Source organism: Microvirga calopogonii (assembly GCF_003347665.1).
Classification (GTDB): Bacteria; Pseudomonadota; Alphaproteobacteria; order Rhizobiales; family Beijerinckiaceae; genus Microvirga; species Microvirga calopogonii.
Window position 1 is genome coordinate 324136 of sequence record NZ_QDGA01000001.1, and the last position, 20018, is coordinate 344153.

A 20018-nucleotide genomic window follows, 5' to 3' on the forward strand; every position below is an offset into this window, starting at 1 on the left:
CCTTCATCGTGGCCGCCAAGAAGAACGAGACGAAATCCGCTGGAACTGCCCAGGACACCGAGACCGGGCTCAGAGGCGCTCCCTTCATCGTCGCTACGGGAGCCTCGGGCGCGGAAAGCCAGTCTCTGGAGCGCTTCCTGGCCGAGCTGACGATGGGCGACGAGATGGCGGTCGTCCTCGCCTTCCAGCACCGGGAGGCTCTGGACGACGGGCGGTTCACGGCGATGCTGTCGGAGCATGGGCGGCCCCTCACCCTGGCCGCTCACGGCGCCCTTGTCGAACCCGGCAGGATCTACTGGTCGGCCTCCAACACGATCCTCACCATCGAGGACGGGCGCTTTCAGATCCGCGACGCCCAGGAACCTCCGGGTGAGCGGGGCACCATCGACAGTTTCCTCATCTCGGTGGCCCAGGACAGGGAAGAGAAAGCCATCGGCATCGTCTTCTCCGGCACGAATGGCGACGGGACGCTCGGCATCACGGCTCTCAAGGAGGCCGGTGGCCTGACGCTCGCGGAAGAAAGCCCGGAGCTTTCGGTCGAAGGGATCGTCCCTAACCATAGTCCCGTCGCCGTCGCGGATTTCGTCCTGCCTCCGGAGGAACTGGCAAAACGCGTGCAGCTCCATGTGAGCCACTCCGCCCGGTACGACGAGGCGGTCCATCTCGAAGCAGAGGCCGCCGAAGTCTCCGGAGCCCTGGCGGGCATCGCCACGATCCTGCGCAACAATACCGGCCATGATTTTCACGGCTATAAGACGAACACTTTCCTCCGGCGTGTCCAGCGCCGCATGCAGGTGGTCCAGGCGGAAACCATCGACGCCTATATGGAGGTGCTGCGGACGCAGGCCGAGGAATCGCAGAACCTGTTCAACGATCTCCTGATCGGAGTCACGCAGTTCTTCCGCGACCGGCGCGAGTTCGAGCTCCTGGAAACCCAGGTGATCCCCCGGCTCTTCGAGGGCAAGAGCCGCAACGACCAGATCCGGATCTGGGTGCTCGGCTGCTCTACCGGAGAAGAGGCCTATTCCATCGGCATTCTCCTGCGCGAATACATGGCGGGGCTCGACGCGGTGCCGCATGTCCAGATCTTCGCGAGCGACATCGACGGCCGCGCCCTCGCGGCGGCGCGCGTGGGCCGCTATACGGAGGCCATCACCAAGGATGTGCCGCCGGAGCGGCTGGCCCGCTGGTTCGTCAAGGAGGGCAACACCTATTGCGTGGTGAAGGAACTGCGGGAGATGTGCATCTTCTCGCAGCACAGCGTCATCAAGGACGCGCCCTTCTCGCGGCTTGACATGATCTCCTGCCGCAACCTGCTGATCTATCTCAACGCGGACCTTCAGGACCGGGTGATCCCCCTGTTCCATTTCGCCTTGCGTCCGGGCGGCTACCTGTTCCTGGGCAATTCGGAGAACATCTCACGCCACGCCAGGCTCTTTTCTCCGGTGGATCGCGGGTATCGCATCTTCCAGCGCCTGGAGACGACCGCGCGGGTTCTGCCGGACTTTCCGTTTACGGCAGTCGACCGCAAGCTCCCGGAGGGAAGCCCGTCGCTCCTGCGACCACGCCGGATCGAGGCCAGTATCGCACGGCAGGCCGAGGCCATCGCGGAGCGCCACGCACCGGCCTATGTGGTGACGGACGAAAATTTCGACGTCATGCACTTCTCGGGCCGGACGGGACGCTTCATCGAGCCTGCCGGCGGAACGGCAACCCTCAACCTGCTGAACCTCGTGCACAACGACCTGCGCCTCGATCTGCGGGCAGCGCTCAACAAGGCCACGGAAGAGCACCAGGTCGTTCAGGTCGACGGGCTCCGGATGGGAACGAACGGCAAGCGCCTCATCGTCGACATCGTCGTCGAACCCGTGCGGGATCAGCCCAACGGGGCCACGGGCTTCGTGGTCGTCTTCAAGGACCGTCCCGCGCCCCCCGAGGAGGAGGCCGACACCCTGGCCGTCGGCTCCTTCCTGCGTGACGAGCATGTTCAACGCCTCGAAACGGACCTGCGCGTCACGCGCGAGAGGCTCCAGGCCACCATCGAGGAACTCGAAAGCACGAACGAGGAGCTGAAGTCCTCGAACGAGGAATACCAATCGCTCAACGAGGAACTCCAATCGGCCAACGAGGAGCTCGAGACTTCCAAGGAGGAGCTGCAATCCGTCAACGAGGAGCTGACCACCGTCAATGGAGAGCTCGCGCACCGGGTACAGGAGCTCGGCCGCTCCAACAGCGACCTGAAGAACCTCCTGGAAAGCACGCAGATCGCGACGATCTTCCTCGACAACGACATGCGCGTCATGAACTACACGCCGGCCGTCACCGAGATCTTCCATCTTGTCGAGACCGATGTCGGACGGCCGATCGGGCACATCAAATCGCGCATCACCTATGACGAACTCCAGGAGGATGCCCGGCGCGTGATCCGAACGCTCGGCAGCGTCGACCGCGAGATCGAGAATCCCGCGATGGGCACCCGCTACATGGTGCGCGTGCTTCCCTACCGCAGCATCGACAACTACATCGGCGGCGCGGTCGTCACCTTCATGGACGTCACCCCGCTGACCCGCGCGCAGCAGGCTCTGCGCGAGAGCGAAGAGCGCTTCCGCGCCATGGCCGAGCAGGCGGAGGTCGGCATCGCCATGACGGATCGCGAGGGGCGCGTCATCTACGTCAACGACCGCTATTGCGCGATCCTGGGCCTCTCCCGCGAGCAGATCATCGGTCACGCCCTCCAGGAACTCAGCCCTTCCGAAGAAAGAGACCAGGGCGGCTCCCCGCTCGAGCGCGCTCTCTCCAGCGGCGAGTCGTCCGTGAGCGAGAGGCGCCATCACCGCCCGGACGGCTCAGTCGTCTGGGTGCGGAACAACGTCAACGCCCGACGCGATGCAACCGGAACCGTGGTCGGCAGCCTCATCGTCGCCATCGACCTGACCGAGCGCGTCCGCGCGGAGGAGGCGTTGCGCGAGAGCGAACAGCATACGAAGCTCCTGCTCGCCGAGCTGCAGCACCGCGTTCGCAATACCCTGGCCGTCGTCCGCTCGATCACGCGGCGGACGGCCGCGAACAGCGACACGGTCGACGATTATGCCATGCACCTCGAAGGGCGGATCGAGGCTTTCGCCCGCACCCAGACCATGGCGACGCGCTCGGCGAGTTCCGTCATCGATCTCGAAGAGCTGGTGAGGGACGAACTGCTGGCTCATGCCGTGAGAGACGACGAGAAGGCCTATGTCGAGGGGCCGCCCATTCGCCTGCGGACAGTGGTTGCGGACAAGCTGGGACTGGCGATCCATGAGCTCGCCACCAACGCGGTCAAGTACGGCGCCCTCGCGGAGAACAGCGGCCATATCGACGTGACCTGGAGCATCGGGGCCATCGACGGCGAGCGCAGACTCAAGCTGGAATGGCGGGAGACAGGGGTTCACATTGCGAGCGCGGCCCCGCGCCGACGCGGATTCGGCACCGAGCTGATCGAACGCACCCTTCCTTACGAGATCGATGCGAAGACGGCGCTGGAATTCACGCCCGGCGGCATTCGCTGCGTGATCGAGTTTCCGCTCAACCAGCGGACCGCTCTCCTGGGACGCATCCAACCCCAGGACCAATCCGACGAGGATGACCAACCGAGCGAGCGCCGCTCTCCCTCCTGAAGATTGGGCTTGACCTGAACGGCCGCCGTGTTCTCCATTTGGCCGGCGAAAGCCGACGCACGCCCGCCATCCAGCTTTGAGGATCCGCATTGGACTGGGACAAGATCAGACTGTTCTACGAAGTCGTCAACGCCGGGAATTTCACCCGCGCTGGCGAGAAGCTCGGCGTCAACCAGTCGTCCATCAGCCGGCAGATCAGCGCCCTCGAGCACGAACTGAAGGTCCCGCTCTTCCACCGCCATCCCCGTGGCCTGGTGCTGACGGAGCACGGCGATGTGCTCTTCAGGGCCGCGCAGGACATCCGCCTGCGCCTGGAGGAAACGCGCCAGCGCCTAACCGAGACCAGCGAGCGGCCCGCGGGCGAGCTCCGGGTGACGGCGACGGTCGGAATCGGCGGCATCTGGCTCGCCCGGCGCATCACCGAGTTCATCGATCTCTATCCCGAGGTACGCATCCAGCTGATCCTCACCAACGACGAGCTGGATCTTGCGATGAGGGAAGCGGACATCGCCATCCGCCTGCGCCTGCCGGCCCAGCCCGACCTGATCCAGCGCCGCCTCTTCACGATCCAGTATCACGCCTACGCGGCGCATACCTATATCGAGCGCTGCGGGGAGCCCGAGAGCATCGCGGATCTCGACAATCACTCGATCCTCTGCCTGGGCGGGGAGCAGCCGTCCTTCATTCTCGATCTGCATCGCCTGACCACTCTTGGGCGCAACCCTAAGGATCCTCGTCCGAGCCGGTTCGTGGTCAACGATTCTCTGGCCCTGCGGCAGGCCATCGAGAACGGGGCCGGGATCGGCATGGCGCCGGACTATGCGATGAGCACCAATCCACGGGTCAAGCAGGTCCTGCGCGACGAGGAGATGCCGACCCTCGACAGTTATCTCGTCTATCCGGAAGAGATGCGCTCCGTGGCGCGCGTCCAGGTCTTCCGCGACTTCCTCGTCTCCAAGGCGCAACGCTGGGACTTCTGAAGCGAGCCGATCGCCCCTTCTCTGGGCTGGCGCATCGTTCCTCGCGAAAACCGGGTCCACTTTTCCGCGCGATGCTCTAACCTCATTTTTTCCACGATTCTTAGGCTACGTAACGTTTTCCCGAAAACCCTTCAGGGCATCACCCCAATGTCACGGTCCGTTCTCGCTGTTTTATCCATTGCCGTCGGCCTCCCGTTCCTGATCCTGCTCGCTCTCGTGTCGTCGGCGTCGGGGGTCAGCTCAAGCGTGTTCACGAGCGCCGTCGGCCTCGTGATCATGTCGGTGTTCCTGATGCTGGTGGTTTATGAGATCAAGCGGATCGTGGATCTGCCGCCGGACGCGCACTGAGATCCTGTATCGGATCGAGCATCGTGACCCCGACGCTCTTTACCCTTGGCCGGTGCACCGTTCCGTGCTGAACGGTGCACCGGGATCTTCTCTCTCAGGAGAGGTGATTCAAGCCGCGGCCCGCGACCGGTTCGGATGCTCTTCGGCCGTCGCCTGTTCCAGGGCCATCAGCAGAACACCGATGTCTTCATTCAGAAGATTGATGGCGTTGCGCGCGTATTCGCGAAAATCTTGCTTAATGGCCTCAGCCTCGGCATCCCAAAGGCAATCTTCATACTCGGCATCGTAAAATGCGCGAGCAACCAGCTCCACTTGATAATCCATTGATGCCCCGCTTCACCGTTCAGGTTATTTTGTTTTCGCATGAGACCCGCGGCGCGAATACACACTGACTTTTATGATTTCACTCATCCGCCGCCAGGACAGTAGTAGGCTTACAATCCGCTTCGACTGATCCGCAACTCGCCACATGAGCTACCCCCAAAGGGTTAGAGCATTTCTCGGCGAAGTGGATCCGGCTCGAGGGCCAAAAATGCGGCCCATCGACGACGAAAGCTCATACCACGCAAGTGCAAACAGCTCTAGGCCGCACATCGGCGGCCTGTCACGATGATCGTGTCGCAGGATTTTGCCAAAAAGATCCTGGAGCCGGTACGGTGTCTCACTCTCCTGCGGCCAGAGCCTGAACATTATCCTGTGCGAAGTCGAGATGCCCGGTCGCCCAGATCGCCGCCTGGGTCCTGTTGGTGGCCTTCACCTTCCGCAGGATCGCCTTGATATGCACCTTCACGGTGGCTTCCGCCACGCCGAGCTCGCGGGCGATCACCTTGTTCGAAGCGCCCCGCGTGAGATGCCGGAGGATCTGGGCTTCCCGCTCGGACAGCTTGTTGAGAAGCCCTGCGGGATTGGTGCCCGGCGCGAAGGCGCCGTCATGGGAGAAATGCGCGCGGCTCTGCCGGGCCTGCTCCAGGAGCGCGAGCCCGATCGAGGCCGGGATGTAGGTCTCGCCGAGCATGACGATTTCGAGTGCCTTGACCAGCGCGTGCCGATCCATGCTCGTCGGGCAGAACCCGTCCGTGCCGGCACCGAAGAGTTGAACAGCCGTATCGGGATCCACGGTGTCGGCCAGAACGACCACGCGGGAAAACGAGTGCTGCGTCTTGAGCGCCTCCACCATGGCGGCGAGCTCCTCCGTCGAGCGGCTCTCGCAGATGATGAAAAGCACGGGCACCGTGTCGTCGAACGCGGGCAGGTTCGATGGGTCCTCACACGTCTCCGTCGCCAAGGTGAAGCGTGTCCCGGAGAGGATGTGGCCGATACCGGTGCGCAGCAGGAGATTCTGACACATCAGGACCGTGGCGACGGTCTGAAAAGGATCCTGAGCAGCAGCGAGAATCTGCTCCCTGTAGACAACGTCGTGTCTCATGTGCTGTGCCCCCATTAAGTCCAGCGATATCTAGAGCAGGATCGTGACGCCATCCGTATGCAACACGAGGCGGAAAGCCTTGGTCGAAGGGCGCCGGATCCAGAAAGCCGATCCGTGATCGGATCAAGCGTGGCGACAACTATCCCTACAGGCATTAGTTCCTTGATACCACGACCCCCGAAGGGGTAACTCTCCCTCCTTCAGGGATCCCGAAAGAGAGTGCGGTTCCATCCGCTCCATCGACGAGCATGCAGACTTCTTCAGTGCCGGAAGCGCGACAAGCAGGTGTCGCTCCTCGCGTCACAGGCGCTTGAATCCAGCGTTTGATCGCGCCTGGAAAACAGAAGTGTTGTCGACGCAACCTACGGCTTTCTTCCGCGAGAGTGCATCGACACTCACGTAACCGACTCTTGCGAGGGCGCGTTCGACGCTAGAGACAAAAGCCCATTCGCTTGACGCCGACGGGCCTCCGCGATCATTCCGGTTGAGCGTGATCTTCCAGAGCCTGAATGAGCTCCATGCACTTCGCGGCAACGACGGCCGATACCTTCGGATCACCATGGTAGTGGCGCATGGCGACGGCATTCGCCTGTTCGAACAGGTCGGTCAGGTTTCCGGAGATGAAGGGACGGGAACTCGGAAACTCGAAGCCTTTGGGCTCGGGGCGGGATTTCGATTTCGAAGGGCGCTTCGGCTCGAACAGCGTCAGCACTTCGCATTGGTCGGCAATCTTCTTGAGATCCTTGAACGCGATGATCTCCGCCATGTCCTACTCCACGCAACACATTGTGCCCCGCTTTATCCTCTTCCGACGCAAAGGTCATGGGGCCTGCATCGAAAACGAGCGGTTCCTGAAAAGCGTTCCAGAGAATAATCATGAGCGCGGAGAATGTGACCCGTCTCTTTCGGGTTAAGTCGGTGTGGTGCGGCGCCTGATCTCGGAATTGCTGTTCATCGATAGCTTATGAGCACAGGATTGTATGCTCATGGAATTGGAGGACCCCGCCTCGTCATGGCCGACCCCGGATCAAGTCCGGGGAGGTGATGACGTTGGAGCGTGTCATTCCTGCGAGGATACGCTGCGGAGCAGATGGAAAGCGTCTCAGATGCGCTGAACGACGAATCACCGCTCCCAGGAATGTCGCGGCCCTGCCGGCTGTCTTGCTCCGTCAACGCTCCAGGCACCGGGACCGGTGAAGACGAAGAGCAGGAACACAAAACAAAAGAGCACTGCCGCATCGCCGCCATTGAGCGCCGGATAAGGGCTCTGCGGGGCATGGAACATCCAATAGGCCACGGCCATCTCGCCGGCGAGCAGAAAGGCGACGGGCCGGGTGAACAGGCCGATCAGGATCAGAAAGCCGCCCACAAGCTCGAGGACGGCACCGATCCCGAACAGCGAGAGGAGCGGCGGCGTGCCGCCCTGGGGAGGCGCCGGGAAGCCGAACAGCTTCTGCGTCCCGTGCTCCATGAAGACCAGGGCCGTGACGATCCTGAGGACAGCCAGGGCATGGGGTGACCAACGGTCGAGGGTGGCGGACATGCGAATGGGAACCTTCTGCTGTCAATTGGAACACCGAGGCAAGCCCGGGTCTCTGCCGACCGGTTTATAAGGCGGGCGGGACAGACGGCCACCGTCTCCCTGTCCGATTGCCCTCCCTGGACCTGATGGGACTTCAGTCTTTCAGGGACTTGCCCAGTCGGCCATGCAGGTTCCTCACGTTAAATTGAGACAACCGGCCCCGCGCTCGAGACGATCCAACCTTGCCCGGCGGGAGATTCATGCCAGCTTCTCCCGACAGTCCGTCTCATCCGCCCTCCCCTCATCCCGAGGAGCCGCGAAGCGGCGCCTCGAAGGAGCTTCCAGAGAGCATCGGAGCGCCATCGTCCCGAGGACCAGAGGTATATGGGCCGGACGTCGAGAGGAACGGAGGTCGGTATGGGTTTCAGGCGTCTCAGCATGATCGCGGCTCTCATGGTGGCATCGCTCTGGCTGCCGGGCTCCGCCGCGAAAGCGGAAACGGAAGTGGACGTCGCGCTCGTCCTCGCGGTCGATGTGTCCCGCTCCATGGACCCGGACGAGCAGGAGCTGCAGCGCCAAGGCTTCATCGAGGCTTTCCGCTCGCCCCAGGTGCACGATGCCATCAAGAACGGCATGGTGGGCCGGATCATCGTGACCTATTTCGAGTGGTCGGGCGTCGATTACCAGCAGGTCATCGTGCCCTGGACCATCATCGACGGCCCCGACGCGGCCTTGAAGTTCGCGGACAGCCTGCACGACAATCCGATCGGCCGCGTGCGGCGGACGTCGATCTCGGGCGCCATCGACTTCGGCACGAAGCTTTTGGATCAGACCGGCGTCGAGCCCATCCGCCGCGTGATCGACATCTCGGGCGATGGCCCTAACAGCAGCGGACGGGGTGTCGTCGCGGCCCGCGACGAGGCCATCGCGAAGGGCATCACCATCAATGGGCTTCCCATCATGCTCAAGCGTCCGACCGGCTTCGGCGATATGGAGAACCTCGACCTCTACTACAAAACCTGCGTCATCGGCGGAGACGGAGCGTTCCTCGTCCCCGTGCGGGAGCGTCACCAATTTGCCGATGCGATCCGCACGAAGATCATCCGCGAAATTGCTGCGCTCCCAAGCCCATCGCTGATCCAGAAGATCCAGGCGAGCTCTCCCATCACCTGCCAGGAGGGCGAGCGCGGGATGTATCGCTGGGACCGGAACTGACGTCGCAGGTCGGAGCATCCACCCACCACGTCTTCACCGGCCTCGTGCCGGTGATCTCGATCGGAAAGGCGCAGCGCTTCAAGGAAGCGGGATGGCCGGGACTGATCCCCGGATCAAGTCCGGGGACGGCCATGGCGTCGGAGGACCGATCAACACCCGTTAAGAGCAACGAGCGGGTCTTCGGCCAGGCTCATTCCAGCGTGATATTGGCCGTCCTGATCACCTTCTCCCATTTCGTGCCTTCGTCCTGCATGTAGGTGGCCATCTCGGACGGAGAGCTCTGGAGCACGTCGATGCCGGCACCGACCAGCTTGTCGCGGATCTCCGCATTGCCGATCACACGGCGATAGGTGTCGTTGAGCTTGGCGACGATTTCGGACGGCGTGCCCGCCGGCGCGACAAAACCCTGCCAGGCCCAGGCCTCGAACTCCGGTTGATCGGCCGCCACGGGCGGCACGCCGGGCAGGCCTGCGAATTCCTTCGGCGATGCGACCGCGATCGCCTTGATCGGGCCGGAGAGCTGCGAGCGCGCGGTGGCGAAATCGATGAACATCATGTCCACCTGCCCGGCCACCAGATCCTGCACGGCGGGCGCGGCGCCCCGGTACGGCACATGGGTGAGCTTGATCCCGGCCCCTTGACCGAGCAGCTCCGTGGCGAGGTGGAACGGACTGCCCAGTCCCGGCGTCGCGTAGTTGATGCGGCCGGGATTCTTCTTCGCCTCGGCCACGAGTTCCTGGACCGATTTCACCGGCAACTTGTTCGTGTTGACGAGAAGCACCAGGGCAAAGCGCCCGGTCAGGGAAATCGGGGTGAAATCCTTGTAGGGATCGAAGGACAGCTTCCGGTAAAGGGTGCGGTTCGTCGAGAAGGTCGCGGTGTCGCCCAGGAGCAGCGTGTAACCGTCGGGCTCAGCGCGCGCCACCGTGTCGGCCCCGATATTGGTGCCGGCGCCGGGCTTGTTCTCGATAACGAATTGCTGGCCGAGCTGCTCGCCCATGGCGCCGAAGACGAGGCGGGCGAAGAAATCCGTTCCGCCGCCGGCAGCATAGGGCACGATCACCCGCACCGGCCTTGTGGGGTAAGCGGATTGCGCGAAGCTCGGCCAGGACGCCAGGGTCGCGGCGGCGGATCCGGCGGCCAGGGTCTTGATGAGGTTGCGGCGGGTCGGATTCATGGCGTTCTCCCGAGGGCCTGTCCCATTTCAGGGTTCATTCGTCCGGCGGGAGATAGCGTGGCCCTTCAGGGCCACCAAGGCCGACCTAAGTTGAGGCTGGAACGAGACCGGTCCAGTTTTTTACCGTCCCGCCTGAACATGGCGGCACCGCCTGCATTCTCCTCTTGAACACGCAAAGCTTCCCGAAGACAGGAGATAACCTATGGGCGTGAAAAAAGAAGAAGACGAACTCGTCGATGCCGGCTCGGAATATTCCTTCCCGGCCAGTGATCCCCCCTCCTATATGGGTGGGTCGGCCGTCGCCGGACCTCCCCCGCAGAGGGAGCCGGCGCGGGAACCCGTGAACACGGCCGTGTCCAATCCGGAGGAGGTCAAGCCAGTCTGTGACGCTCCCGAGGGTACGGATCCTGCCCAGGCCGGCAAGGCACCCAAGCAACCGTCCGGCGGCAACAATCCCTGACGTTACCCCCTAGCCGATCTCCGGCATGTTCCTGTTGACAGGACGTGCCGGAGATTGCGGTAAATTCTTCCAATCGATTGCGAGTGCTTTCATCCTGCCTTCATCTTGGCAGTGGCATCTGCCCTGATTGACCCTAAAATGGTCCGTGATCCCCTTTGGGATCGGCAAAGGATTTCGAGAACTGGCCCTATCAGGGCCACCTCAAGGAAGTGATCTGCACCGATGGTGACCACCCGCATTCCGACGACACCGTTTTCCGACCAGCGTCCCGGCACGTCCGGCCTGCGCAAGAAGGTCACTGTCTTCCAGCAGCCCCGGTATGTGGAGAACTTCATCCAGTCGATCTTCGACACCGTCGAGAACAAGGACGGTTCGACGCTGGTCATCGGCGGCGACGGGCGCTTCTTCAACGAATCCGTCGTTCAGACAGCGATCAAGATGGCGGCGGCGAACGGCTTCGGCCGCGTTCTCGTCGGACAGAAGGGCCTGTTGTCGACACCGGCCGCCTCCTGCGTGATCCGCAAGCACAAGGCCATCGGCGGACTCGTGCTCTCGGCCAGCCACAATCCGGGCGGGCCGGATGGCGATTTCGGCATCAAGTTCAACATGTCCCACGGCGGACCCGCGCCGGAATCCTTCACGGAGGCCGTGTTCCGCAAGGCGAGCGCAATCACCGAATACAGCATTGTCGACACGCCCGACATTGACCTCGGCACGATCGGACAGAGCAAGGTCGCCGCCATGACGGTCGACGTGATCGATCCGGTCGCCGATTACGCGGAGCTGATGGAGCGGCTGATCGATTTCGAGACCATCGCCGAGCTGTTCCGCTCAGGCTTTCGCATGCGCTTCGATGCGCTCAGCGCCATCACGGGTCCCTATGCGAAAGCCATTCTCGAAGGCCGCCTCGGCGCACCGGCCGGCACGGTGGTGAACGGGGAGCCGAAGCCCGATTTCGGCGGCCACCATCCCGATCCGAATCCGGTCCACGCCCATGACCTCATGGAGCTAATGTACGGGCCGGATGCCCCCGATTTCGGCGCGGCCTCGGACGGCGACGGCGACCGCAACATGATCGTGGCGAAGGGCCTCTTCGTGACCCCGAGCGACAGCCTCGCCATCCTCACGAGCCATGCCCATCTGGCTCCCGGCTATGCCAACGGCCTTGCCGGCGTGGCCCGCTCCATGCCGACGAGCCGCGCGGCCGACCGGGTCGCCGCGAAGCTCGGCATCAACTGCTTCGAGACGCCGACAGGTTGGAAGTTCTTCGCCAATCTTCTGGATGCGGGCCTCATCACCCTGTGCGGCGAGGAGAGCGCGGGCACGGGCTCGAACCACATCCGCGAGAAGGATGGCCTCTGGGCCGTGCTGCTCTGGCTCAACATCCTGGCCGTCACCCGGAAGCCGGCGGACCAGATCGTGCGCGAGCACTGGGCCACGTTCGGGCGCGACTACTACACGCGCCACGATTACGAGGAGCTTGAGACGGCACCGGCCAACGCGCTGATGGATGCCTTGAGGGCGAAGCTGCCCACCCTGCCCGGTCAGCGCTTCGGCGGCCTCACGGTCCAATCCTGCGATGACTTCGCCTATACGGACCCGGTCGACAAGTCGGTGACGCCGAAGCAGGGCATCCGCATTCTCTTCGCGGAGGATGCCCGCGCCGTGTTCCGCCTGTCGGGCACCGGCACCTCGGGTGCGACCCTGCGCGTCTATCTCGAGCGCTTCGAGCCGAATGCCGACCGGCACGACCTGTCGACGGCCGAGGTTCTGGCCCCCGTCGTTCAGGCAGCCAACGACATCGCCGAGATCGCGACCCGCACCGGCCGCAACGAGCCGAGCGTCGTGACCTGAGGCAGGTTAATAGGTCTCCCAGAGGCCCGGCGTCGCCAGTTCCAGAAGATGGCCGTCGGGATCCCGGAAATAGACGCTGGTCCCGCCACGGGACCAGGTCGTCCTGCTCTCGATGGGTATGCCGCGCTCCTGGAGCCGGCTTTCCCATGCCGCCAGATCATCGGCTGAAACCGCGAAGCCGATATGCAGCGGCCCCTGCCCGTCATGACCTGGGATCGTCCCGCCAGGCGTGGGCATGTCCTCCCTCGACGCACCGCGCAGGAAGAGCAGCAGCACGCTCTTGCCGCCCACATCGAAGGCGCACATGCGCTGGTTGCCGAAAAGCACCCTCAGGTCGAGGGATTCCTCATAGAAGGCTCGGGCGCGGGACAGGTCGTCGACATAGAGGGCCGTCTCAAGAACAGCATTCAGCTTGGGCATCTTGGACCTTCCGAAATCACATTTGCCTGCATTTTGACCTCAGCGATCCCATCCAAGTCCAATTATCCCTGAAAACAGTGCGTTTGAGGGCGGCGAAAAATTGGGCAACGATGCTGACCTTTTGGTCTTGAAACCGGCCTGCCGAGCTCTTACTTCTTGCAGTGCAACACGGCGATTGGCGTCGCAGCGTTGCTGCCCTTCTTGGGCGTTTCCTCCCTAAACTTCGGGCCGTTGGCAACAACGGCCTTTTTTCTTGCCTGGAACCCGCGACCGCGGCCCCGAGAGGCACAGGAACATCCCGAAATCCCAATGGTTTCCCCTCCAACGGAGCCCGGGAGAGTACGATGTCCACCCGTTCAGACAATCATCATGCCGACATTCCTCCGACGCGCACGGTCAAGCCGATGGACGCGCCGCCCCTGACCGAGGGTTCGACCACGGCGCAGCTGAAAGGGGACATCGACAGCGGCCGTACGGGGGACAAGACCCAGGTGTTCGATCCCGGCCTCTCCCCGCTCGGTACCGACGACGAGGCGGCCGGCACGCCGCCGACGCCGGAGCAGGTCGATCGCGCCCGTCATCAGGAATCGTCCGCGCGCTGGAAGGAAGGCGCCGACAAGGACAGCTATGCCCATCAGGATTCCCGGAAAGCCCTTTATGCCTTCGTCGGGTTCATCGGTCTCGTGCTCGTGCTGTTCGTGGGTGCCGTCTCGATCTTCTGACCGGCTGCTCTCTTGCTAGAAAAGCGCGTCGTTCTTCGCGAAAAACCGGATCCACTTTTCGCACGATGCGCTAAAGCGGCGCCACGCTGTCCCGGATTACCAGTTCCGTCTCCAACCGGATCCGCTTGGGCGACGGCCGCCCTTGCAGCAGATCGATCAGGGCCGATGCCGCAGCCTGCCCCAGTTCCCGCCGCGGCTGACGGATCGTGGTCAGCGACGGTTCGGCCACGGCGGCGAATTCGATATCGTCGAACCCGGCCACGGAAATGTCCTCGGGAACGCGAAGCCCGGCGGAAAAGAGGGTGCGCATCAAACCGATGGCCATCTCGTCGCTGGTGCAGAACACGGCCGTGGGGCGGTCCGCGCGCGCCACGATATCCTGTCCTGCCATCACCCCCGTCTCGATGGTGTAATCCCCCGGAATGACGAGACCCGGATCGAACGGGAGACCGGAGGCCGTCAGGCCGTCCTTGAAGCCCAGGAAGCGTTCGCGCTCGAGAATGTTGCTGGCAGGCCCGCTCACATAGGCAATCTTGCGATGGCCCATGGAGGCCAGATGCTGGGTCATCCGGGACGCCGCAGCGCGGTTGTCGATCTCGATCTGCGGAATGTCGGCACCGGGAATGCTCTCGCACAGCGCCACGAGCGGGATCGTGATCCGGGCCGGATGTCCCTCCCCTTCGCGGGTCTGCCCGAACAGATGGCCGTTCAGGAGAATGGCGCCATCCACACGGCCCGCCGCAGTGAAGGCGGCGAAATGCGCCTCCTTCTCGGGAGAGCCGTCGAGATCGCTGATGATCATGCCGTATCCGGCCTCGAAAAGGGTCTCCTCGATGCCGCGCAGGATCTTGGAGAAGAACGTGTTGGCAAGGTCCGGCAGAACGACCAGGACCATGTAGGTCTTCTGCGAGCGCAAGGTGCGCGCGGCGGGATTGGGCACGTAGCCCGTCTTGGCGATGGCCTCCAGCACCCGCGCACGAGCCTCCGGCGAGACCCGCTCCGGGGTCGCAAGGGCCCGGCTGACCGTTGCGGTCGAGACGTCGGCGAGCTTGGCGACATCCTGGATCCGCGCTGCGCGGGCCGAGATGCCCTCACGCTCCGGCCTGTCCTTGTGCCCAATATCGTCCATAGACCTCCCCCTACCATGGTTCTGTTTGACAGAACCCGGCGTTTCGGTAAAGTTTCATGTAATCGATTACATGGGGCCGTTGTCGAGCCCTGCGATAACCCTAGATCGTCAATTGTCCCGGCAGAGGACAAGGCCGATAATCCAGGAGGAAACGAATGCCAGCTCACGCGCCGTCCAGCTGATCTCCACCGCAAAGCCGTTCGATGATCGTCTTCCCATGTGGAAGCGAGCGATGCCGCTCATCTGGAGCCGTTTATGGAATCCGTTCTTCGCGCAGAGAACATCTCCAAATCCTTCGGACCCATCGAGGTCCTGAGTGGTATTTCGCTGGACCTGAAGCCCGGCGAGGTTCATGCGGTCATCGGCGAGAACGGGGCCGGCAAATCGACCCTGATGCGGATTCTCTCCGGCCATATCGCGCCCACGAAGGGCAGCCTGCACCTGAACGGCCAGCCCATCACCTTCTCGGGGCCGGTGGATGCGGAGAGCCACGGCATCGTTCTCGTGCATCAGGAAATTCTCCTCGCGCCCGACCTGACGGTGGCGCAGAACCTCTTCCTCGGCCGCGAGATCAAGCGCTTCGGCTTCGTCGACGACAAGGCGATGCGCGAGCAGACGAGAAAGATCCTGCACGAACTCGGCACCAGGATCGATCCCGACCGGGAGGTCGGCCGCCTGTCCATCGCCGATCGGCAGCTGGTGCAGATCGCCCGCGCTTTGCTGGTGCCGCACAAGGTGGTCGCCTTCGACGAGCCGACCGCAGTGCTCACGCCCATCGAGGCCGAGAGCCTGTTCGAGATCATCCGCAAACTGCGCTCCCAGGGCGTGGCGGTGCTCTACATCTCCCACCGTCTGAACGAGGTGAAGGCGATCGCCGACCGGGTCACCGTGCTGCGCGACGGACGCCACGTGGCGACCCGGGACATCGAAGGCCTGGAGCCTCTCGAGATGGCGCGCCTCATGGTCGGCCGCGACATGTCCAAGCTCTATCCGGAAAAGCCCACGACCGCCTCCGACCAACCCCTTCTGAGCGTCCGCGACATGGCCGTGCCCGGCTATGTGGAGAATGCCTCCTTCACGCTCCATCGGGGTGAGATTCTCGGCTTCGGAGGCCTGATCGGCGCCGGTCGCACCGAACTGTTCGAAGCTCTTGTCGGCCTTCGTCCGGGGCACGGCACGGTCACCCTCGACGGCAGGCCGGTTCATTTCCGCGACGCCCGCGAGGCAATGGCGGCAGGTATCGTCTATCTCTCCGAGGACCGGAAGGGCAAAGGCCTGCTGCTGCAGCAGAACCTTCGCGTCAACCTGACCCTGGCGGCCCTGGAGAAGTTCAGCCGAGGCTCCTTCCTCGACGGGGGCGGCGAAGAGCAGGCGCTCGACAAGGCGATCAAGGATTTCGACATCCGCACCCGGCGCCGCGATCTTCTCGCCGGACAGCTCTCCGGCGGCAACCAGCAGAAGCTGCTGCTCGCCAAGATGATGCTGGTCGAGCCGCGCATCGTCGTCATCGACGAGCCGACGCGCGGCGTCGATATCGGCACCAAGGAGCAGATCTACCGCTTCATCGCCTCGCTCGCCGCCGAAGGCCGCGCCGTCGTCGTCATCTCGTCCGAGATGCAGGAGCTGATCGGCCTCTGCCACCGGGTCGTGGTGATGCGCAACGGACGCGTCGCGGGCGAAGTCGCTCAAGCCGACCTGTCCGAGGATTCCATCGTTTATCTCGCCACCGGCGTCCATGAAGAAAGGGCGGCGGAAATCGCCGCAGGCCACGCATGACGGAAACCGTGCTTCGCTCCACCGCCGAAAAGCGCCGGCTCAATCTCGACATGCGGGCTCTTTCGCCCTTCATCGCGCTGATCGTTCTCATCATCGCGGGCGCGCTGATCAATCCGGATTTCCTCACCGCGTCGAACCTGCTCAACGTGGTGACGCGCTCGGCCTTCATCGCCATCATCGCGGTCGGCGCCACGTTCGTGATCGCCGGCGGCGGGCTCGACCTCTCGGTCGGCTCCATGGCGGCGCTCACGGCAGGCGTCATGATCCTGACACTCAACAATCTCGGCGGCGGGGACGTGGGGACGCTCGCGCTCGGCATGCTGGCCGCCATTGCCTTGAGCGCGGCCTGCGGCCTCGCGAACGGCCTCATCGTCACCTTCGGGCGAATCGAGCCCTTCATCGTGACGCTCGGCACGATGGGGATCTATCGCTCTCTCGTGATCTGGCTGGCGGCGGGCGGCACCATCACCATGCGCAACTACGATCTGCGCGAGCTCTACCGGCCGGTCTATTTCGACAGCATTCTCGGCGTTCCGATTCCGATCATCGCGTTTCTCGTGGTGGCCGCCATCGGTGCGCTGATCCTCTACCGCACCTCCTTCGGCCGGCATGTGGTGGCGCTCGGCTCAAACGAGGATGTGGCGCGCTATTCGGGCGTGCCGATCTGGCGCGTGCGCACGCTCACCTACGTGATCCAGGGGATCTGCGTCGGCATCGCCGTGCTGGTCTACGTGCCGCGCCTCGGCTCTGCCACGCCGACCACGGGCCTCCTGTGGGAGTTGCAGGCCATCACGGCCGTGGTCATCGGCGGCACCGCGCTCAAGGGCGGCGTCGGCCGCGTGTGGGGCACCGTCGTCGGCGCCGTGATCCTCGAACTCGTCGCCAACATCATGGTGCTGTCGAACTTCGTCTCCGAGTTTCTCGTGGGCGCGGTTCAGGGCGCCATCATCATTATCGCCATGCTCGTGCAGCGGTCAGTCCACCGCGGGCGATGAAACCGGGCTTAAGCCCACCGGACAAGGGACAAAGGGCTTAGAATCAACTCTCCAGGGAGGAATGAGATGAAAGCAACGGTACTGAAGATCGCCATGGCGGCGGGCCTTATGGCCGGCGCCGCCACCGGCGCGATGGCCCAGCAGAAGAACGTGACGATCGGCGTCTCGATCCCGGCCGCGACCCATGGCTGGACCGGCGGCGTCGTCTATCACGCCCAGGAGACCGCCAAGCTGCTCGAGAAGGGCTATCCGGGCCTCAAGGTCATCGTGAAGACCTCCCCGGACGGCGCATCGCAGGCGAATGCCCTCGACGACCTGACCTCGCAGAAGGTCGATGCGCTGGTGGTGCTGCCCTTCAACTCCGACGAGTTGACGAACCCCGTCCGCGAGATCAAGAAGCGCGGCACCTTCGTCACCGTGGTCGATCGCGGCCTCAAGGATCCGTCGATCCAGGACATCTACGTCGCCGGCAACAATCCGGAATTCGGCCGTGTGGCCGGCAAGTACTTCGTCGACAACCTGAAGCAGGGCAATGTCGTGGTCTTCCGCGGCATCCCGACGGTGATCGACGAGGAGCGCGTGTCGAACTTCGAGAAGGCACTCGAAGGCTCGGGCGTGAAGGTGATCGACAAGCAATACGCCAACTGGAACCGGGACGATGCCTTCAAGGTGATGCAGGACTTCCTGTCCAAGCACCCGAAGATCGACGCGGTCTGGGCCTCGGACGACGACATGGCGCTGGGCATCATGGAAGCCATCCGTCAGGCCAAGCGCGAGGACATCAAGTTCGTCCTCGGCGGCGCCGGCATGAAGGACATGATCAAGAAGGTGATGGACGGCGACAAGATGATCCCGGCCGACGTCTCCTATCCGCCGTCCATGATCTCCACCGCCATGGGCGTCACGGCAGCGCACTTCTACAGCAACGCCCCCATGCGCGGAACCTACGTGCTCAACGCCCAGCTGATCACGAAGGACAACGCCAAGGACCACTACTTCCCGAACTCGCCGTTCTAATGACGTGCCCCCTTCCCTCCCCCTTGTGGGGAGGGATTGAGGGTGGGGGTGTGAGCGCCAGGATTTCAGAACGTGGCGTTGACACCCCCACCTCCAACTCCTCCCCACCGCAAGTCGGGTGTTCCCGACTTGCGGCAGACAAATACAAGTCTCGGGCAAGCCCGAGGCTTGTGGGGGAGGAGAGCCGTGTGAGCCAGGCTGAGGCGACTACCTCCTCCACCACCCATTTCTTTCACGCCACCTCGGGAGTTCACCCATGAAGACCATGAAGGGCCCCGGCCTCTTCCTTGCACAGTTCGCAGGCGACGAGGCTCCGTTCAACTCGCTCGACGCGATCTGCCGTTGGGCAGCCTCCCTCGGCTACAAGGGCGTTCAGATTCCCACCTGGGATCCGCGCCTCATCGATCTCAAGAAGGCCGCGGAATCGGATGCCTATTGCGACGAGATCGCCGGTGTCGTGCGCTCGCACGGCATGGAGATCACGGAACTCTCCACCCACCTGCAGGGCCAGCTCGTCGCGGTTCATCCGGCCTATGACGAGGCTTTCGATGGATTTGCGGCCCCTGAGGTGCGCGGCAATCCGAAGGCCCGGCAGGAATGGGCGGTGAATCAGATGCTCATGGCGGCGAAGGCCTCGAAGCGTCTAGGCCTGAATGCCAGCGTCACCTTCTCCGGCGCACTGGCTTGGCCCTTCATGTATCCCTGGCCGCAGCGCCCCGCCGGTCTCGTCGAGACCGCCTTCGAGGAGCTGGGCCGCCGGTGGAAGCCGATCCTCGACGCGTACGAGGATGCAGGCTGCGACGTCTGCTACGAGATTCATCCGGGCGAGGACATTCACGACGGCGCCACCTTCGAGCGTTTCGTCGACGCGGTCGGCGAGCATCGGCGCGCCTGCATCAATTACGACCCGAGCCATTTCCTGCTGCAGCAGCTCGATTACGTCGCCTTCATCGATCTCTACCATGAGCGCATCAAGGCGTTCCACGCCAAGGACGCGGAGTTCAACCCATCCGGACGGGTCGGCGTCTATGGCGGCTACGAGAGCTGGATCAACCGCGCGGGCCGCTTCCGCTCGCTCGGCGACGGGCAGGTGGATTTCAACGCCATCTTCTCCAAGCTCGCGCAGTACGACTACGATTCCTGGGCCGTGCTGGAATGGGAATGCGCCCTGAAGCATCCGGAAGACGGCGCGCGCGAAGGCGCCGAGTTCATCAAGGCGCACATCATCCGCGTGACGGAAAAGGCCTTCGACGATTTCGCCGCCGGCGGAACGGATGAGGCGGCGAACCGTCGGATGCTCGGCATCGACGCCGGCTAAGCATAA

18 protein-coding genes are annotated in these 20018 nt (G+C 63.5%); 11 read left to right on the top strand and 7 right to left on the bottom strand.

Features of this window, described 5'->3' with window-relative positions; genetic code table 11:
• Nucleotides 1–8: 8 nt before the first annotated feature.
• From DDF70_RS01520 to DDF70_RS01530, 3 genes are all read left to right on the top strand, one after another.
• Nucleotides 9–3653, top strand: coding sequence for a CheR family methyltransferase (locus DDF70_RS01520; protein ID WP_114943086.1), 3645 nt, complete (start codon nucleotides 9–11; stop codon nucleotides 3651–3653).
• Between the two features lie 89 nt (nucleotides 3654–3742).
• Entirely contained in the window at nucleotides 3743–4633 is an 891-nt protein-coding gene (locus DDF70_RS01525) for a LysR family transcriptional regulator (RefSeq protein ID WP_114943087.1), read from the top strand.
• 147 nt (nucleotides 4634–4780) lie between these two features.
• On the top strand, nucleotides 4781–4981 hold the full coding sequence (locus DDF70_RS01530) for a hypothetical protein (protein ID WP_114943088.1): 201 nt from the start codon (nucleotides 4781–4783) through the stop codon (nucleotides 4979–4981).
• Nucleotides 4982–5089: 108 nt separating this feature from the next.
• Here DDF70_RS01530 and DDF70_RS01535 read toward each other — a convergent pair whose 3' ends face one another.
• From DDF70_RS01535 to DDF70_RS01550, 4 genes are all read right to left on the bottom strand, one after another.
• The gene (locus DDF70_RS01535; RefSeq protein WP_114943089.1) at nucleotides 5090–5305 is read right to left on the bottom strand and encodes a hypothetical protein; all 216 of its coding nucleotides are present in this window, start codon (nucleotides 5303–5305) and stop codon (nucleotides 5090–5092) included.
• 337 nt (nucleotides 5306–5642) lie between these two features.
• The gene (locus tag DDF70_RS01540) at nucleotides 5643–6407 is read right to left on the bottom strand and encodes a LuxR C-terminal-related transcriptional regulator (RefSeq protein ID WP_162820180.1); all 765 of its coding nucleotides are present in this window, start codon (nucleotides 6405–6407) and stop codon (nucleotides 5643–5645) included.
• Between the two features lie 475 nt (nucleotides 6408–6882).
• Entirely contained in the window at nucleotides 6883–7173 is a 291-nt protein-coding gene (locus DDF70_RS01545; RefSeq protein WP_114943091.1) for a hypothetical protein, read from the bottom strand.
• Nucleotides 7174–7530: 357 nt separating this feature from the next.
• Nucleotides 7531–7950, bottom strand: coding sequence for a DoxX family protein (locus DDF70_RS01550; RefSeq protein WP_114943092.1), 420 nt, complete (start codon nucleotides 7948–7950; stop codon nucleotides 7531–7533).
• Nucleotides 7951–8346: 396 nt separating this feature from the next.
• Between DDF70_RS01550 and DDF70_RS01555 the strand changes: the two genes are divergently transcribed.
• Entirely contained in the window at nucleotides 8347–9144 is a 798-nt protein-coding gene (locus DDF70_RS01555) for a DUF1194 domain-containing protein (RefSeq protein WP_170316010.1), read from the top strand.
• A gap of 190 nt (nucleotides 9145–9334) precedes the next feature.
• Here the strand turns inward: DDF70_RS01555 and DDF70_RS01560 are convergent, their stop codons facing one another.
• The gene (locus DDF70_RS01560; protein ID WP_114943093.1) at nucleotides 9335–10321 is read right to left on the bottom strand and encodes a Bug family tripartite tricarboxylate transporter substrate binding protein; all 987 of its coding nucleotides are present in this window, start codon (nucleotides 10319–10321) and stop codon (nucleotides 9335–9337) included.
• 202 nt (nucleotides 10322–10523) lie between these two features.
• Between DDF70_RS01560 and DDF70_RS01565 the strand changes: the two genes are divergently transcribed.
• Both DDF70_RS01565 and DDF70_RS01570 read left to right on the top strand, forming a co-directional pair.
• Nucleotides 10524–10781 (top strand): hypothetical protein, encoded by a 258-nt coding sequence (locus DDF70_RS01565; protein WP_114943094.1) that lies wholly within the window; start codon nucleotides 10524–10526, stop codon nucleotides 10779–10781.
• 222 nt (nucleotides 10782–11003) lie between these two features.
• The gene (locus DDF70_RS01570) at nucleotides 11004–12635 is read left to right on the top strand and encodes an alpha-D-glucose phosphate-specific phosphoglucomutase (protein ID WP_114943095.1); all 1632 of its coding nucleotides are present in this window, start codon (nucleotides 11004–11006) and stop codon (nucleotides 12633–12635) included.
• 6 nt (nucleotides 12636–12641) lie between these two features.
• On the opposite strand, the gene DDF70_RS01575 is transcribed toward DDF70_RS01570, so the two are convergent.
• A complete protein-coding gene (locus DDF70_RS01575) occupies nucleotides 12642–13055 on the bottom strand; it encodes a VOC family protein (RefSeq protein ID WP_114943096.1) in 414 nt (137 codons plus the stop codon).
• A gap of 404 nt (nucleotides 13056–13459) precedes the next feature.
• On the opposite strand from DDF70_RS01575, the gene DDF70_RS01580 reads away from it, so the two are divergent.
• Nucleotides 13460–13777, top strand: a complete 318-nt coding sequence (locus DDF70_RS01580) for a hypothetical protein (RefSeq protein ID WP_425374043.1) — start codon at nucleotides 13460–13462, stop codon at nucleotides 13775–13777.
• Nucleotides 13778–13847: 70 nt separating this feature from the next.
• Here DDF70_RS01580 and DDF70_RS01585 read toward each other — a convergent pair whose 3' ends face one another.
• Nucleotides 13848–14906, bottom strand: coding sequence for a LacI family DNA-binding transcriptional regulator (locus tag DDF70_RS01585; RefSeq protein ID WP_114943098.1), 1059 nt, complete (start codon nucleotides 14904–14906; stop codon nucleotides 13848–13850).
• A gap of 255 nt (nucleotides 14907–15161) precedes the next feature.
• Between DDF70_RS01585 and DDF70_RS01590 the strand changes: the two genes are divergently transcribed.
• The 4 genes from DDF70_RS01590 to DDF70_RS01605 all read left to right on the top strand — a co-directional run bounded on the left by DDF70_RS01590 (nucleotide 15162) and on the right by DDF70_RS01605 (nucleotide 20012).
• On the top strand, nucleotides 15162–16682 hold the full coding sequence (locus DDF70_RS01590; RefSeq protein ID WP_114943099.1) for a sugar ABC transporter ATP-binding protein: 1521 nt from the start codon (nucleotides 15162–15164) through the stop codon (nucleotides 16680–16682).
• Nucleotides 16679–17677, top strand: coding sequence for an ABC transporter permease (locus tag DDF70_RS01595; protein ID WP_114943100.1), 999 nt, complete (start codon nucleotides 16679–16681; stop codon nucleotides 17675–17677). The genes DDF70_RS01590 and DDF70_RS01595 overlap by 4 nt, the downstream gene beginning before the upstream one ends.
• Before the next feature lie 66 nt (nucleotides 17678–17743).
• Entirely contained in the window at nucleotides 17744–18694 is a 951-nt protein-coding gene (locus DDF70_RS01600) for a substrate-binding domain-containing protein (protein ID WP_114943101.1), read from the top strand.
• A 256-nt stretch (nucleotides 18695–18950) separates the two neighbouring features.
• Nucleotides 18951–20012, top strand: a complete 1062-nt coding sequence (locus DDF70_RS01605; RefSeq protein ID WP_114943102.1) for a sugar phosphate isomerase/epimerase family protein — start codon at nucleotides 18951–18953, stop codon at nucleotides 20010–20012.
• The last annotated feature ends 6 nt before the right edge of the window (nucleotides 20013–20018 follow it).